This is a genomic window from Francisella noatunensis subsp. noatunensis (assembly GCF_009823375.1).
GTDB lineage: Bacteria > Pseudomonadota > Gammaproteobacteria > Francisellales > Francisellaceae > Francisella > Francisella noatunensis.
This window is the reverse complement of record NZ_WBSX01000032.1, coordinates 1-16,329: the sequence shown is the minus strand read 5'-3', so window position 1 is coordinate 16,329 and position 16,329 is coordinate 1. Positions and strand designations below refer to the sequence as shown.

Below are 16,329 nucleotides of genomic sequence, written 5' to 3'. Positions count from 1 at the left end.
TCTATTTGAAAGAGTTAAGTGCTTTGGCATTTTTTAGTTCCTTATCGTTTATTTTAGTTTCGTCAAAACCTAATAAACTATATTTGGAACTCTCTTTCAACTATTTAAAACTTTCAGAATACAATCTAGCCTTTTATAGTTTCGATTCTATATTATTTTAAAATTTTTTGATAGTTCTTAATTTAACCAAGATGCAACATCTAAAGCTGTATAAGTAAGAATTATTTTAGCGCCTGCTCTTTTCATCGATGTCAACGTTTCTATAGTGATTGCTTTTTCATCAACAAGACCTGCATTTGCAGCAGCTTTAATCATCACATATTCTCCACTGACATGATATGCTGCTATTGGCAACTCTATTATATGACTCAGTTCATTAATAATATCTAAATAACTCAATGCTGGTTTAACCATAATAAAGTCTGCGCCTTGTTCAACATCTGCTAAAGCTTCACGGATAGCCTCTTTTTTATTACGATAATCCATCTGATAGGTTTTACGATCTCCCTTAAGAGATGAACTACAAGCACTTCTAAATGGACCATAATATGCTGAAGTATACTTCACAGAGTATGACATAATACTCACAGTCTCAAATCCTGACTCATCCAATGCTTGACGCATTGCAATTATCATGCCATCCATCATTCCACTTGGTGCAACAATATCTGCACCAGCTTGTGCATGAGAAACAGCTGTTTTTTGTAATATTTCTAATGTTTGATCATTATCAACATAATCATGCTCATCCAAAATACCACAGTGTCCATGAGGTGTAAAACTACACATACACACATCTGTAGCTACTACAAGCTCTGGGGCTAGCTCTTTAATTTTTCTGATTGCTTGTTGCGTTATACCGTTTGGATCATAATTCTCTGATGATATAAGATCTTTGGTTTTTGGTACACCAAATATCATCAAACTTTTTATACTTAATTTTATAACCTGCTCAACAAGCTCATCAAGCATATCCACTGACCAATGATATTGATTTGGCATACTTGAGATTTCTTTTTTGATACCATTACCATGCACAACAAATATTGGATACATCAAATCATCTATGTTCAAATTTGTCTCAGCAACCATATCTCGAAAGGCTTGAGTAACTCTAAGTCTACGTGGACGTGATATTGGAAAACTCATATTTATTTAAACCTACTTTTTCTTTATATTAGGATTTCTTCTGTATAGTACTAAGATATTACCGATTATCTGAACAAGCTCGGACTTTGTAGCTTTAACAATCTCTGCAGCAATTTCTTGCTTTTCTTGTTTAGGTAGGCGACCTGCTTTTACTTTGATCAGCTCATGTGATGCTAAGGCTAGATCAATTTCTAACATTACATTCTCAGTAAGCCCTTTTTCACCCATTAGCACAACTGGCTTTAAAGCATGTGCTTGGGCTTTTAAATTTTGTTGTTGTTTTACATCCATTTTATTTTACCTATTTTATAATTTCTAATATTAAATTTTCTAATACTAACTCTTTATCAACATTCTTAAAGCTTGAAAAATAACTCTTTGCATCTAATGATTTATGATAAAGGTTATATATGTAATCATCTGTAAATTTAGTCGCAAGATACTTTATAACTGCTAATTTATCGTAGTTGGCAACTTCTACCTGCTCATTAAGCTTATAATTATAAACATCTATTATTATACTAGTTAACCAATATAATGCATCTTTAAAATACGGATTAATCTCCTTTAAAAATACATTGGGATTAGTTTGATTAACCAAAACCTTCATCAGGTTATTCCTAAGCACCCAAAAATGTTGTTCAAGCTTAATCTTAGCTATAATATTTATATCATCACGAGCCATTTGCAATGATTTCTCAACAGCTTTTTGAGACATATCAAATGTATACTTTAAATAGTTGTATTTATCTTTTTGGCTAAATTTAATATCATAGACTATAGATCTACTTTTAACCGTCGGCAGAATATCTGTATAGTTTTTGGTAAACATCAAAAAGAAAGTATCTGCTGTGGGTTCTTCTAATGTTTTTAGTAAAGCATTAGCTGCAGATTCATTTAACAAGTCAAGTTCTTCAATTATGATTATTTTAGCTAAATTATTATGCGCAGTCAGTTCACAGTTTTTAATTATCTTTTTAATTTCAGAAACTTTGATTTCATCATTTTCTATAGCAGCAACACTTACATACGGAGAGTCTTTATAGTCAGTAACATTCTGTCCCAACAATAGCTGGCACAAAGAATTCATAAAGCTATCTAATAATATTGCATCTTTTACCCTAAAAATAAGAGCATGATGTAACATATTTTTTGTTTTTTGCTCAAAAAAACTATCAAGAAGTTGCTGATGAATATCTAAAGATAACACTGTTGACCTACATTATTTTACGCGCATACAAAAAACTTGTTATAGTTTTTCTAATCATAGCAAGCTTAGATTTAATAAATTCTTTATCCTTTTTTCTAACGTAGCTAACTTCATAAACAGAGTAATGATTATCAAGAAACTCAATTAAATAATCATCATAAGTTCTAATTTCATCAACTAGACCTAACTCTAAAGCATCTTTACCAAACCAATATTCTCCAGTAGCTACTTTATGCATATCTAAATTTGGACGATATGCCAAAATATGCTTTTTGAATAACTCGTGAATATTTTCTAAATCTTGCTTGAACTTTTTACGCCCATCCTCTGTATTCTCACCAACAGTTGTCAATGTACGCTTAAACTCACCTGAAGTATGCATTTCAACATTGATACCATTTTTTTCAAGAAGCTCTCTGATATTCGGAACTGTACCAACAACTCCAATTGAACCTACTATAGCGAAAGGTGCAGCAATAATCTTATTAGCAACCGCTGACATCATATAGCCACCACTAGCAGCAACTTGGTCAATACAAACTGTCAAGGTTGTTCCTGCTTGTCTAATACGCTCTAACTGAGCTGCCGCAAAGCCATAACCATTAACAACACCACCTGGACTATCTATTCTAACCACAACCTCATCATCTGCCACAGCTACAGCTAGAATTGCTGTTACTTCGTTGCGTAAATCTTCAACTTGAGATGCGTGAATATCTCCTTTAAAATTAATAATAAACTTTCTTTGCTTAGGTTTTTCTTGTTTATCAATTTTTTTCTGTTCTTTGACAAACTTTTTATATTCCTTTTTATCTAACAAAGTTTCTAAAATTTGCTCTTTAGTAGATTTATACTCATCGCCTATTTTATTTATTTCAAGTTTTCCTGCTGCTAATTTTGTAACTTCTTGTTTAGCTTTAGCAAGTAAAGAGAAAAAGCTCCCTACAACAAAAACAATAGCTATTACAACCAAGGCTGTACTCAAAGCAAAAAATACAAAATCTATAAAACCTTGATACCACATAGTTATTTTATCCTATCGATGAGCTCTTAAAGTCTTTAACAAAGACTCTCCAGCACCACCTTTTAAATTAGCTTTTTTAACAGAATCTCTTGCAAACACGCGTTTTTTATAATTGAAAATTGATCCATACTCTTCATCAATTACAAAGCCTTCTGCTTCTAAACAAATAATTAAAGCAGCTATATAACAATCAGCTAAAGTAAAGCCTGAAGATATAAAATAATCAGAATCTGAAAAAGCTTTTTCCATAGCTAATAAGCTTTCTCTAAGATCTTTAAAAATTGCTTTTAGCTTGGTTTTATTCTCTCTATTTTTTCTGATCTCATCAAGTACTGGATACCACTCATTATCAATCTTATCCAAAGAAAGACGTATCTTAATACGATCATTAACAACACTTGGTAGTAAACTTGGCGCTGGAAAGCGCTCATCAATATATATTAACAACGCTTTTCTATTATTTATACTGTAGTCCTTTTCCATAAGAACAGGAAAAATACCGTTAGGAGAGATTTTTTTAACAACATTTGGCTCTAAATCTCCTGCTTCAACAACACCCATTGCCATTTTCTTTTCTAACAGAGCAATTCTTGCTCTCAAAGAATATGGACAATATTTTGTAGTATATAATGTAACTTTCATCAAATATGCCTTTTTATGGATTAAAACAATTAGTCTTGTTTGCTATAATTATCAGATAATAAAAAACTAGTATCAAATTTTACCATATTTGTGGATAACTACAACATAGACAAGCAAGGCTTTTTATTAGACTTTGACAGTTGGGATATTGGCTTTTGTAATAAAGTTGCTAATGATGAGAAAATCTCGTTAACAGATGAGCATATGTTAGTCATCAATTTTTTACGCGATTTTTATCAACAAAACAAAAAATCTCCAGCGATTCGAGAACTTGTAAAAGCTTTAAGAGAAAAGTATGGCGAGAAAATAGGTAATAGTTTATATCTACAAATACTCTTCCCAGTTTCACCTGCAGTACAGGCTGCAAAATTAGCTGGACTTCCAAAACCAAAAAGGTGTATTTAAAATATTCAAAGGAGCGAATAATGACAAAAGTTTTATGTAAAAAATACAATGAAGAATTAGATGCTATCCCATTTCAACCACTACCTAGTGAACTTGGTAAAAAAATTCATTCAGAGATTTCTAATAAAGCATGGCAAGCTTGGTTAGCTCATCAAACAATTTTGATCAACGAATATCGTTTAAATCTAATAGAACCAAAAGCTAAAGAATTTCTTCAAGAAGAAATGCGGAAGTTTTTATTTGAAAACAAAGAAGATAAACCAGAACAGTTTAACGAAATTTAAAATATCCATCTAAAGTTCATTAATATCTACTTGCGATTTATCTTTTTTAAGGTTAAATTTGCACATAATCTAAGCTTTATAACATCCATTGAAAGTGAAAAATTTAAGAAATACATATTTTTTTGATATTTTAATATTACTAACTATATATATCATTTATTTTTTCTTATTTTTAGGATCACGTCATCTAAGCATCCCTGATGAAGGACGTTATCCAGAAATTGCAAGAGAGATGTTAACATCTGGAAACTGGGTTACTCCTACAATCAACGGTGTACCATTCTTAGATAAACCTCCTTTATATTATTGGCTTGAAGCAACTTCAATGCACTTTTTTGGAGTCAATGCTTGGGCAATTAGATTACCTCAAGCAATATTTGGTATACTCGGCTGTGTATCAATATATATTTTTGGACGATACTTCTATTCACGATTTGCAGGAGTTCTTGCAAGTTACATACTAGCAACAAATGTACTTTATTTTTTCGAAGCTCACTATGCAAATATGGATCTGATTGTTGCTAACCTTCTATGGATTGCTTTTTTTCTATGTTTGGTTAGTTTAAAACAGTCAAGCACAAAGAGTAAAAGAATACTTATGTATGTCGCATACTTTGTATCTGCTTTAGCTTTTCTTACCAAAGGACTAATCGCGATTGTTTTTCCATGTATGACTGTTTTCGTATGGATGCTTATTACTAATAATTGGCATAGACTAAAAGAGCTATATATACCAACAGGCATAATATTATTTGTTCTAGTCGTTTCTCCATGGTTAATACTAGCACAAGAACAAAACCCTGATTTTTTATATTTCTTTTTTTATTTTCAACAGTTTTATCGTTTTGTAGGACAAGGTTTCAATAATGCCATAGGCCCATGGTTTTATTTTGTAATTCTTTTGGCGGTATTTTTACCATTCAGTATGTTACTCCTTAATAGATTAGCTAAAGGATTTAAAAACATTTGGCAAAATCGAAAATCTGATTATATAGGATTTTTGATAACTCTTTGGTGCATACTTATTCTTATTTTTTTCACTATACCAAGCTCAAAAATTGTAAGTTATATTATGCCGATATTCGCTCCGTTATCACTTTTGATGGCTTTATCGTTTGAGAAAATTATAAAGACTAAAGATAATTCATCTACATTTAAAAAAATGCATTTAATTACGAGCATTCTATTTTTTATTGTAACAATTGCCGTTGTAATATTTTCTCAAATTCAGCAAAGTACCTTAGATACTCAAGCACCTTTAGTTTATATAGCTTTAGTAGTAATACTAGCTTTGGCTTTAGCATATAGTTTTAGACTCTCATTAAAAAATAATATCAAACAAGCAATTATTTTTATAATTTCTGTGATGATGCTCTTAAATGTGCTCGGACAAATCATAATACCTTTTTATGATATAAGATCATCTCAACCACTTGTAGAAAAAATACTCAATGACTCTAGTCCTGATACCACCTTTGTCTATTACAATAGGGCCCAACCAAAACACTTTATACTCGAGGATGAACTTAAACAAAAAGGTTACGAGGAAGATCTACCAATATTGTTAAATAAAAATATCTATATAGTTTATAACTGGAAAACTTATAAACCTGAGATTGATAATTGGGCAAGAGAGTTCCATTATGGCATAAAACAATACCAGGATTCTCATAACGGTAAATGGCCAGAATATCTAATAACTTATACACAGTTTGATAAACTACTAAAGACGAATGATAATATGATAATTTTCATGCGGGAGAATCAATTAAGCGAATTGCAACAAAAATATCCTAAAATTGATTTTAAGATAGAAGCAACTTATAGAAAAAATATAGTTGTCAGTGTAATTAAAAAATAAGTATAAGAAAATCCTACAATATAACTAAAGATTTCTACTTTCATCATCATCAATAATATAACGTGGACGCTTTTTTGCTTCTTCAAATATCCGACTAATATACTCCCCTAAAACTCCTAAGGATATAAGTTGTACGCCACTAAAGAACATTATACTAACAACAATAGTTGGCCAACCACTTACATCACCACCAAAGAATAAGCTTCCCATAAAAATATAAAATCCATAAGCTAAAGCAACTATAGAAACCAATATACCAAATATAGATATAAGTCTTAATGGTACTGATGAAAATGAAAATATACCTGTAAATGCTAGCTTAAAAAGCTTACGATAGCCCCAACGGCTAGCAGTACCATCTTGCCTATCCGCAACATCAAAAGGAACAGGATATTCTTTAAAGCCTATCCATGCAAATAGTCCTCTAATAAATCTTCCATTTTCTGGTAAAGAATTAAACGCTTTTATGCACTACTTATCTAATAACCTAAAATACCCAGCGTTTGCAGGAATCTTGACCCCCATTAGCTCATTACTAACTTTAAAAAAGGTTTCTGATAGAAAGCTTCTAGTTGCACTTTGATCTGTACGATTTCTAACTCCATATACATTAGAAAATCCCTCACACCATTTCTCATAAAACTGGTCAATAACTTCTATAGGATGCTGGAAGTCACAGTCCATAACAATCGCAGCATCTTCATTTTTAGATGCCTCTAAACCTGCTGTGATAGCTGCCTCTTGTCCAAAATTCCTTGAAAAACTTATAAACTTGATATTTATCTGCCCAACTAAAGATTGAATTATTTCAACAGAACCATCTGAACTTCCATCATTTATAACCACTATCTTATAAATTAGGAGTAATCTGTAAAAGCTTATCAGCTAGTGCTCTAAGAAAAGACTCAATCAAAACCTCTTCATTATATACAGGTATAACTGCATAAATATTTGGATCTTTTATATTTCTAACGTTAGTCATCAAATAAAAATATTAGCCTCAACTAATGCTATTATAGCCATGTCAGTATAAAATGAGTAGCAGTAAAAAATATTTTTCTAAAACAAAGTAAGTTGTATATATGTCTAAAAAAATTATAATTTGTGCCGATGATTTCGGTATGAGTCAAAACATAAATAATGCTATTGTTGAACTTTTGAAAGAAAATATTATAAATGCCACTAGTTGCATGACTAATATGCCCGAATTTAAACAAGGTATCTTCGAGCTAAAGAGAATATACAATAATTCTATCAATGTAGGTATTCACTTAAATTTAACGGAAGGAACTCCTTTTACAGAAGCTAAATCATTAGTAAGTAATGACTCTTTTATACCCGTATCAAAACTTCTTATAAAATCACAACTAAGATTTATAAAATATAAAGATGTCTATAATGAATTAAAATATCAGATAAAATACTTCATAGATAACTGGGGAAACTTGCCTGATTTTATTGATGGTCATCAACACGTGCATCATTTCCCAATTATTAGAAAAGCTCTAGTAAGCCTCTATAAAGAATTCAATATGTATGATAAACAAACTTATATTCGCTCAACTTATAATATGTCCAAACCTAATTTTAAATCTAAGGTTATATACTATAGCGGTGCAAAAAAGCTCAATAAAATGCTAATAGCTAACAATCTCAAACATAACACAAGTTTTGCTGGAGTATATTCATTAGAAAGTAGCGCAGAAGATTTTCAAAAAGTTATAAATCACGCCTACAAAAATATACAAGATGGCGGAATAATAATGTGCCACCCAGCCAAAGCTATTGATAAAAATGATCCTATTGGTAAATCACGTCTCAGAGAATATGAATACTTCAAATCCGACCAAGCACTCGATGATCAAAAAGATAACGATATTATCTTATAGTTAGAGCTATTTTTTTACTTTTTTATAGATATATTTAGGATTAATGGTATCTGCTAAAAGCTTATTTTCAAAGTCAATCCTCACTAGAATACCAAGAGTAAAACACATAATGAGCAAACTACTACCACCATAGCTTATAAGTGGTAAAGTAAGACCCTTTGTTGGCAACAAACCAGTATTAACGCCAATATTAACAAAAACCTGAAAGCCAATCCAAAAACTTATCCCATAAGATAGAAATGCTTGATAATATCTTTTTAGTTCAAAAGCTGCTTTTGCAATATTCATAGCTCTAAATACCATAAACAAATATACAACCAGTAATACCATCAGACCAACAACACATATCTCTTCGGCAATTACAGAAGTGATAAAATCAGTATGAGCCTCAGGCAAAAAGAACTGTTTCTGAACACCATTGCCTAAACCATCACCAAACCAGCCTCCTCGACCAAAACCTATAAGAGCCTGAACAAGCTGATAGCCAGAACCATTAGCATTTTCCCATGGATGAAGGAATCCCGTAATTCTGTGCATACGATATGGTGAAATAATCACAAGCATAGTCGCCATAATGAGCATAACACCAATAAGTAGACCGTACCAACGCACCTTATTACCAGATACAAATAACATCCCCATTACACATATTGAGATAACAATTGTTGAACCAAAATCAGGTTGCATAAGCAATAAAACTGCAACACACCCTAATAGTGTAATAGGCGTAAGAATACCCTCTTTAAAATTAGCCATTTTGGGTAGATTTTCAGCAATATATCCAGAAAAAAAGATAATTGCTAAAAGTTTAGCTAATTCTGCAACTTGAATATTGATAATAATTAAAGGTATCCAACGTCTAGCTCCATTTACGCTTTTTCCGACACCTGGGACTAATACTGCTACAAGCACTATAAGCATTACAAAGAAAAAAACATTATAATTTTTCTCATAATTTTTAGTCGGTACTAACAATGCCAATAAAAAAAGGAACACTGCAATAACTGCAAAAAAACCCTGTCTAATAGAATAAAAATATGGATTATTGTAATCATCTAATGCAACAATCATCGACGCAGATGTAACCATAACCCAGCCAAAAGTAAGTAGCCCTAGCATTACAAAAACTATAGAGATATCTATTTCCAACTTCGCTCTTACGCGTTCTTTTTTTGTATTTTGACCACTTAATAAAAGCTTTAATCTATATAGCACTCTACTTTCCCAATTTTTATTTTAACTCAGTAACAAGTTTCACAAATACCTCACCTCGCTCAGCACAACCACTAAACTCATCAAAGCTTGCACATGCTGGTGATAATAATACAATCTCACTATCTTGAGCCTTTTGACTAGCTAATCTAAATGCGTCTTTCATATCATTACAAATCTGATACTGGCACAGATCTTTGATATAATTCTCTATATATTCTTTATCTTGACCATATAAATAAACGTACTTAACATACTTAGCCAATGATTTACTCATTAAACTAAAATCGCCACCTTTGGCAACCCCACCTAATAATAATATAATATTCTTTGAGCTAGTTATACTATTTAGTGCAGCTATAGTAGCTCCAACATTCGTACCTTTTGAGTCATTGATATAAGTAACACCAGCTATGTTTTTTACAATTTCACATCGATGCTTCAAGCCTTTAAATTTTTTAATTGAAGCTATAGCTTCAGAAATATCAATACCGAATCTATCAAAGATATTCAAAACAACAATAATGTTTTCCAGATTGTGTTCGCCAAAAAGATTTGTTTCAGTAATATCTAATAGTTTAGTTGTATCTTTATAAATTGAACCTCTTACTATCTGATATTCCCCAGCATATTTAATACCTGTATTATGTACATCATAAACGAAAAAATCTTTACTAAATTTTGCTAAATTTAGCTTCGACTGCTTATATTCTTCATAATTTTTATATCTATCTAAATGATCAGGTGATACATTAACTACACATCCTAAATCAAACTCAACACTGTTAAATAAATCTATTTGAAAGCTTGATACTTCAACAACACAATAATCAAATTTCTCGCCAATTTTATTTAACGGTGGTGTACTAATATTACCTACAAGAATACTCTTATAACCCCAATCTCTTAAAACAAAATCAAGCATCGTTACTATAGTGCTTTTTCCATTTGATCCTGTAACGGCTATCATTTTTGCCTTAGTATTTCTAATTGATTGATAAAACAAATCAATATCACTAACTATTTTTTGTTTAAATTTAGATAAAACTCGATAGAGCGACTTATTTAGAGGAATGCCTGGGCTTACAGTTATTAGATCATATTGCTCTAAATCACAATTTATAAAATCATCATCATTCTGCGAAATATCTAGTGAAAGATCAATAAAATTAGCTAAAAAATCACAAACAGACTTGCCTGTAGAGCCATAACCAACCATAAGTAGCTTAGAAATTTTTTTATTATCAAAATAAAAACTAAACATTATCTAACCTTAATAGCTACTAAACCGATTAAGAAAAGTATTAAAGAGACTATCCAAAAACGTATCACAACTTTTGTCTCAGGCCACCCCATTAATTCAAAATGATGGTGAATAGGAGCCATTTTAAAAATTCTCTTGCCATTTCTAAGCTTGTATGATCCTACTTGTAACATCACAGATAAAGCCTCAACAACAAATAATAAGCCCATAATAAAAAAGATTAGCTCTTGGCGGATCATCACTGCAATCACACCTAGCACAGCACCTAACGTCAATGAGCCTACATCTCCCATGAAAACTTCTGCAGGATGAGAGTTAAACCATAAAAATGCCAAACCTGATCCACATAAAGCTGCACAAAAAACTGCCACTTCGGCAAGACCTTGATTATTTATATATGGAAATAATAGATAATTTGCTAAAACACTATTTGTCTCTATATAGGCATATATACCTAAACCTGCAGCAACAAGAACTATAGGAACTATCGCTAAACCATCTAATCCATCAGTTAAATTAACAGCATTACTACTTCCATTAATAATGAAAAATGTCAAAACTACAAACAGGAAAATACCCATAGGAATATGTAAATTTTTAGAAAATGGTATCGAAAGGTTCATCTGACCATTTTTAGACAAAAGGTAGAACAGAACTATAGCTAATATAATTGAAAAAATAGACTGTAAAGCAAATTTGTGCTTAGCTCTTAGACCCTTAGGATGCTTGAGAACTAGTTTCAAATAATCATCAAAAAAGCCAATAGCTCCAAAGAAGATAACTACCAAAATCAAAATCCATAAATATATACTAGATAAGTTCCCCCAAAGCAAAGCAGAAGTAATGACAGAAGAAAGAATCAACACTCCTCCCATAGTTGGAGTATTTCTCTTAGAAAAATGACTTTGTGGACCATCATCCCTTACAACTTGACCAATCTGCATTTTCTGCAACCATCTAATCATTGATCTACAAAGAAAAAGAGTTATTAACAATGAAGCTATAAAAATCATTATAATTCTCACAGAGACATAACTACTAAAAACCTCTAGACCTTTATAGTAATGACTTAACCAATTAAAAAGATAAATTAGCATATAATAAAAAATTTCAGTGTATTGGCCCCATTATAACGGATATATTATATTTTTTATAGAGAGAAAATTAGTATCTATATACTTGGTTCAAATTTCTTATATTTAACAGCGAAATCATCTTCTTCAAACTGTTCGTAATTTTTAATAAAACTTTTAATTAAAGACTTATACTGTTTTTTGTATGCAGATTCATCTTCCCATAAATTTTTCAGATGTATAACCTCATCATTATCATAAATAGAAGTCAAAGCTTTAAAGTTAAAATATTTTTGACGTTCAAATTTGAAATTGACATTTTCTGGCTCTGTCAACAAGTAGTTGACAATCATCTTTGTTTCTTCAACAGGCACCCGTCTACCAGTTTTATAATCACCATCAATCCAACCAACATTAACCATATATATTTTAGCATCACTATGCTTCAAACGTTGACGCAGAATACTAGCATAACGAGTTGGTTTAAGTAATAAAAATGGTTGAGCATAACAGCATGAAAACTCTGATTTAGGCTTAGTAACCCCTGCTTCAATTCCTGTAGACGTACATGTATAACCTGATAAGAAATAATAAATTGCTTGACCTTTACTAAGTTTAGCTACTCGAGGTAAAACTCCTTTAGCATCTTTTACAAGAAAGATTATTTTACTTGGATCATTTGTATTTACAATATTATCAAAATTTTCTCTTGGGAAGGTTACATATGTATTACTTTGTGATTTTGATTTTTCTCCAAAAATAATATTTTTATTTTCATCAAAGTTAGGATTCTCAATTAACAGATTGCCTTGAAGTGCTTTTTTTATACGTCTATCATTTTTCTTAAAACTTGCAGATTTGATAGTTAAGCCAGACTCTAAGCTATACACACCTCGTGTCTCTATCCAAGCCACAGCTTCATTAGCAACCAAGCTTTTGTTATTATCTAATGCCAAAGTCGTTTTACCACTGCCTGATAATCCAAAAAACATAGAACTATTAGCTTCATCATCAACACTGACAGCACAATAAAAAACACCTATGTTATTCAATGATAGGTAATAACTCATAACAGATAACAATACTTTATTAATCTCAGCCAAATATAATGTCCCTACTAATAGGCTTTCACGCTGCTTTAGATTTGTAGCTATTATTTTTGATGAGTTTAGACCTATTTCAACATACTCATCAATCTCAGTTTCTGGAAAGTGCATAATTACCCACTGCGGTTCAAACTCTTCTGACTGTTTTTGATTAGGCGTAATTGATATCAACTTAAAAAAATATGCTGCCGATGCCTGAGTTGTTATCAAGCGAACCGCAATTGAATTTTTTTCATCATGATTATAAAAACCATCGATTACGAAAATATCTTTCGTAGATGCATCTTGATGAAATTTTTGCTTAATTACTTTCCAATGCTTTCTTTTTAATCTTTTATTATCTGACCCATCTTCATGCCACCAAATATTTTTCTTTGCATATTTAGTCTCAACGATATATTTATCATCAGGAAGTCTTCCTTTGATATCACCACTATCAACAACTAAGGTTTTTCCTTCGCAATCAACAAAGCCAGTATTGTTCTTGGCATGTTGCGCTAATTCTTCTAGAGATAAATTTCGATGCACTTCTTTGATTGTATATAAATATTTGTTATCGTCTATGGTTGAAGGATCCATAATGAAAGTTCCTATGTTGCGAAGCATTTAGATTTTAACTGCAAATTATATCCAGTATATACTTTTTTTTTCAAAAAAATATGTTATTGTTTTTGTAATAAAGTAAACTATTATCTAAATATATTAAGTAAATGATTTCTTCAACAAAATGAGTAGTGAAACTAAAGCAAATAAAACTAATTTTATTAAAAATATAATCAAAAAAGATATTGGAACAAAAAAAGTTTCTAGTGTTCTAACACGTTTCCCTCCTGAACCAAATGGTTATCTACATATTGGACATGCTAAATCAATATGTCTAAACTTTGGTATAGCTGAAGAGTTTGGTGGTAAATGCAACTTACGTTTTGATGATACAAACCCTGACAAGGAAGATATCGAATACATCAATGCAATAAGAGAAGATGTCGAATGGTTGGGTTTTAGATGGGAAAATGAGCCTCACTTTGCTTCAGAATACTTTGATAAGATGTATGAATTAGCAATACTGCTCATAAAAAAAAGTAAGGCGTATGTTTGTGATTTATCAGCAGAAGAAGTGCGTGAATATCGTGGCACACTGAAAGAACCTGGTAAAGATAGCCCATATAGAGAACGTAGTATAGAGGAAAATCTTAAGCTTTTTGAAGCGATGAAAAATGGTGAGTTTGCTGAAGGAAGTAAAACATTACGTGCTAAGATAGATATGGCTTCTGGCAATATCAACCTCAGAGATCCGGCTTTATATAGAATAAAGTTTTCACACCATCCAAAAACTGGAAATAAATGGTGTATATATCCAATGTATGCATTTGCACACCCATTAGAGGATGCTATAGAAACTATTACTCACTCACTATGTACATTAGAGTTTCAAGATCAAAGACCTTTCTATGACTGGGTTATCGAAGAAACTGAATTTCAACAAAAGCCTCAACAAATTGAATTTTCAAGGCTAAATTTGAATTACACTATAACTAGTAAGAGGAAATTGAAATATCTAGTCGATAATAGCCTCGTAAGTGGCTGGGATGATCCACGTATGCCAACAATCAAAGGTTTCAGACGTAGAGGCTACACTCCTGAGTCTATTCGCAACTTCTGTGACATGATAGGAATATCTAAACAAGATTCAATCATTGATATCTCTGTTTTAGAAGAGACTATTAGAAATGATCTAAACAAAAATGCCCTAAGAAAAAATGCTGTTTTAGATCCTATCAAAGTTACTATAGCTGATATGCCCGTACATGAATTAAATGTACCAAACCATCCCCAAGACCCTGAGTTTGGTCGCCGAGATATAACAATATCTTCTGATATTTACATTGAAAGAGATGACTTCGTCTTTGAATTAGAAAAAGATATGAAAAAACTCAGTCCTAATGGGAGAGTAAGGCTTTTAAATGCTTATGTAATTGAGTGTAAAGAAGTTATAACTAATGATGATGGTGAAATTATAGAACTAATATGCTCTTATTTACCTGAAACATTAGGCGGTAAGAAACCTAATGATGGTATAAAACCTAATGGTATCATACACTGGGTTGATGCTAATAACTGTATTGACGCTGAAGTAAGAGTATATGACAGGCTATTTAATCACGAGAACCATGCAAGCTTTGATGATGTTGAAGATGTACTAAACCCAGATTCTTTACAGATTATTAAAAATGCTAAAGTAGAGAAATCTCTAGAAAATATAACCCCTGAACAACACTTTCAATTTAATAGAATTGGTTACTTTATATCTGATTTAAAAGACTGCACTAATGAAAATTTAGTATTTAACAGAACTGTTACTCTTAGAAATACTTGGGAAGCTAAATAGCTGATATTCTTTGTATATTCTAGACATTTTTATTCACAAACTTTCTCAGCAGTAAAATTATTATACTTGTTAATATCGCTATAACAATAAATGTATCTAAACCATCGCTCATATTGGCTTTAGATAAACCTAAATCACTATCTGAAATATAGAAGAAACTAGCAAGAAAACCTCCTAATTTACCTCCTACACCCAATGTAAGCAACCATATGCCCATATACAAAGCAACAAAGCCTTTAGGTGCTATTTTTGTAATCATTGATAAGCCAATAGCAGATAAAGATAGCTCAGAAACTCCCAATATTATATAAGCAAAAATGATACCATATGCCGAGACTTTAGTATGCTCATGAGATATAAGTATTGAAACTAGTATTATTAAAAATGTGACCGTTAATAAGACAAAAGCAATATTAAATTTATCAATATCTTCCACTTTCATTCGCTTCTTATCTAAATAAATCCAAAATTTGCCTAGAATTCCTACAAAAAATAATACACTTAATGATTCTACACTTAAAAACTGACTCGGATTTAATAGTGAATTATCTACTGAATACTGAGTAAACAGTAATACGCTTATAAATATTTGGAAGTACAGACCCCAATATATTATAGACAACAAGAAAAATATTCCCGCAACAAACACTTTTTTGAAACTAGATTTCTTCATTGATATACCAAGTATCACTTTGAAGGTGACACTATTGTTGGTAAAGACCATAAAGGTGCTATTGTAACAATGGTCGATAGAGCTAGCAGATTTACTATTTTAGCCAAGTCTATAGATAGAACAGCTAATTCAATCAATAGAATATTGT

General features: G+C 31.3%; 14 protein-coding genes and 3 pseudogenes. 6 read left to right on the top strand and 11 right to left on the bottom strand.

The window, feature by feature from the left end; all coding sequences use genetic code 11:
- Nucleotides 1–177: 177 nt before the first annotated feature.
- From hemB to sspA, 5 genes are read right to left on the bottom strand one after another with little or no spacing between them, the layout of a single operon-like run.
- A complete protein-coding gene (gene hemB, locus F8C69_RS04075) occupies nucleotides 178–1,149 on the bottom strand; it encodes a porphobilinogen synthase (RefSeq protein WP_159184306.1) in 972 nt (323 codons plus the stop codon).
- Nucleotides 1,150–1,161: 12 nt separating this feature from the next.
- Nucleotides 1,162–1,440: a ribosome assembly RNA-binding protein YhbY gene (gene yhbY, locus F8C69_RS04070; protein WP_004288189.1), complete on the bottom strand. Its 279-nt coding sequence runs from the start codon at nucleotides 1,438–1,440 to the stop codon at nucleotides 1,162–1,164.
- 10 nt (nucleotides 1,441–1,450) lie between these two features.
- Nucleotides 1,451–2,359 (bottom strand): DNA polymerase III subunit delta' C-terminal domain-containing protein, encoded by a 909-nt coding sequence (locus tag F8C69_RS04065; protein WP_159184305.1) that lies wholly within the window; start codon nucleotides 2,357–2,359, stop codon nucleotides 1,451–1,453.
- A gap of 7 nt (nucleotides 2,360–2,366) precedes the next feature.
- Nucleotides 2,367–3,383 (bottom strand): protease SohB, encoded by a 1,017-nt coding sequence (sohB, locus tag F8C69_RS04060; protein WP_159184304.1) that lies wholly within the window; start codon nucleotides 3,381–3,383, stop codon nucleotides 2,367–2,369.
- A 12-nt stretch (nucleotides 3,384–3,395) separates the two neighbouring features.
- Nucleotides 3,396–4,025 (bottom strand): transcriptional regulator SspA, encoded by a 630-nt coding sequence (sspA, locus tag F8C69_RS04055; protein ID WP_159184303.1) that lies wholly within the window; start codon nucleotides 4,023–4,025, stop codon nucleotides 3,396–3,398.
- A gap of 90 nt (nucleotides 4,026–4,115) precedes the next feature.
- Between sspA and F8C69_RS04050 the strand changes: the two genes are divergently transcribed.
- From F8C69_RS04050 to F8C69_RS04040, 3 genes are all read left to right on the top strand, one after another.
- Complete coding sequence (locus tag F8C69_RS04050) at nucleotides 4,116–4,430, top strand: TusE/DsrC/DsvC family sulfur relay protein (RefSeq protein WP_159184302.1); 315 nt, start codon at nucleotides 4,116–4,118, stop codon at nucleotides 4,428–4,430.
- A 20-nt stretch (nucleotides 4,431–4,450) separates the two neighbouring features.
- Nucleotides 4,451–4,714 carry an oxidative damage protection protein gene (locus F8C69_RS04045; RefSeq protein WP_159184301.1) on the top strand — a complete coding sequence of 88 codons (264 nt, stop codon included), beginning with the start codon at nucleotides 4,451–4,453 and terminating at the stop codon, nucleotides 4,712–4,714.
- A 94-nt stretch (nucleotides 4,715–4,808) separates the two neighbouring features.
- Nucleotides 4,809–6,575, top strand: a complete 1,767-nt coding sequence (locus tag F8C69_RS04040; protein WP_159184300.1) for an ArnT family glycosyltransferase — start codon at nucleotides 4,809–4,811, stop codon at nucleotides 6,573–6,575.
- Nucleotides 6,576–6,599: 24 nt separating this feature from the next.
- On the opposite strand, the pseudogene F8C69_RS04035 reads toward F8C69_RS04040, so the two are convergent.
- Nucleotides 6,600–7,557 (bottom strand): annotated as a pseudogene (locus F8C69_RS04035) (glycosyltransferase family 2 protein).
- Between the two features lie 100 nt (nucleotides 7,558–7,657).
- Here F8C69_RS04035 and F8C69_RS04030 point away from each other — a divergent pair.
- Nucleotides 7,658–8,464 carry a ChbG/HpnK family deacetylase gene (locus F8C69_RS04030; protein ID WP_159184299.1) on the top strand — a complete coding sequence of 269 codons (807 nt, stop codon included), beginning with the start codon at nucleotides 7,658–7,660 and terminating at the stop codon, nucleotides 8,462–8,464.
- 6 nt (nucleotides 8,465–8,470) lie between these two features.
- Here F8C69_RS04030 and ftsW read toward each other — a convergent pair whose 3' ends face one another.
- From ftsW to F8C69_RS04010, 4 genes are all read right to left on the bottom strand, one after another.
- Complete coding sequence (gene ftsW, locus F8C69_RS04025) at nucleotides 8,471–9,679, bottom strand: putative lipid II flippase FtsW (protein WP_159184298.1); 1,209 nt, start codon at nucleotides 9,677–9,679, stop codon at nucleotides 8,471–8,473.
- A gap of 16 nt (nucleotides 9,680–9,695) precedes the next feature.
- On the bottom strand, nucleotides 9,696–10,940 hold the full coding sequence (gene murD / locus F8C69_RS04020; protein WP_159184297.1) for a UDP-N-acetylmuramoyl-L-alanine--D-glutamate ligase: 1,245 nt from the start codon (nucleotides 10,938–10,940) through the stop codon (nucleotides 9,696–9,698).
- Entirely contained in the window at nucleotides 10,940–12,037 is a 1,098-nt protein-coding gene (gene mraY / locus F8C69_RS04015) for a phospho-N-acetylmuramoyl-pentapeptide-transferase (protein WP_159184296.1), read from the bottom strand. The genes murD and mraY overlap by 1 nt, the downstream gene beginning before the upstream one ends.
- Before the next feature lie 74 nt (nucleotides 12,038–12,111).
- A complete protein-coding gene (locus tag F8C69_RS04010) occupies nucleotides 12,112–13,698 on the bottom strand; it encodes a phosphoenolpyruvate carboxykinase (ATP) (RefSeq protein ID WP_159184295.1) in 1,587 nt (528 codons plus the stop codon).
- 148 nt (nucleotides 13,699–13,846) lie between these two features.
- Between F8C69_RS04010 and F8C69_RS04005 the strand changes: the two genes are divergently transcribed.
- Entirely contained in the window at nucleotides 13,847–15,508 is a 1,662-nt protein-coding gene (locus F8C69_RS04005; RefSeq protein WP_159184294.1) for a glutamine--tRNA ligase/YqeY domain fusion protein, read from the top strand.
- Nucleotides 15,509–15,527: 19 nt separating this feature from the next.
- On the opposite strand, the pseudogene F8C69_RS04000 reads toward F8C69_RS04005, so the two are convergent.
- Nucleotides 15,528–16,199, bottom strand: a pseudogene (locus F8C69_RS04000) (POT-type proton-dependent oligopeptide transporter); the annotation flags it as partial.
- On the opposite strand from F8C69_RS04000, the pseudogene F8C69_RS11370 reads away from it, so the two are divergent.
- Nucleotides 16,194–16,329 (top strand): annotated as a pseudogene (locus F8C69_RS11370) (IS30 family transposase); the annotation flags it as partial. The pseudogenes F8C69_RS04000 and F8C69_RS11370 sit on opposite strands and share 6 nt — an antisense overlap.

Coding starts and splice junctions, on each gene's coding strand:
- F8C69_RS04010 (WP_159184295.1), bottom strand. CDS start 13,698: ATGGATCCTTCAACCATAGACGATAACAAATATTTATATACAATCAAA.
- F8C69_RS04005 (WP_159184294.1), top strand. CDS start 13,847: ATGAGTAGTGAAACTAAAGCAAATAAAACTAATTTTATTAAAAATATA.
- F8C69_RS04030 (WP_159184299.1), top strand. CDS start 7,658: ATGTCTAAAAAAATTATAATTTGTGCCGATGATTTCGGTATGAGTCAA.
- sohB (WP_159184304.1), bottom strand. CDS start 3,383: ATGTGGTATCAAGGTTTTATAGATTTTGTATTTTTTGCTTTGAGTACA.
- mraY (WP_159184296.1), bottom strand. CDS start 12,037: ATGCTAATTTATCTTTTTAATTGGTTAAGTCATTACTATAAAGGTCTA.
- F8C69_RS04045 (WP_159184301.1), top strand. CDS start 4,451: ATGACAAAAGTTTTATGTAAAAAATACAATGAAGAATTAGATGCTATC.
- hemB (WP_159184306.1), bottom strand. CDS start 1,149: ATGAGTTTTCCAATATCACGTCCACGTAGACTTAGAGTTACTCAAGCC.
- sspA (WP_159184303.1), bottom strand. CDS start 4,025: ATGAAAGTTACATTATATACTACAAAATATTGTCCATATTCTTTGAGA.
- murD (WP_159184297.1), bottom strand. CDS start 10,940: ATGTTTAGTTTTTATTTTGATAATAAAAAAATTTCTAAGCTACTTATG.
- yhbY (WP_004288189.1), bottom strand. CDS start 1,440: ATGGATGTAAAACAACAACAAAATTTAAAAGCCCAAGCACATGCTTTA.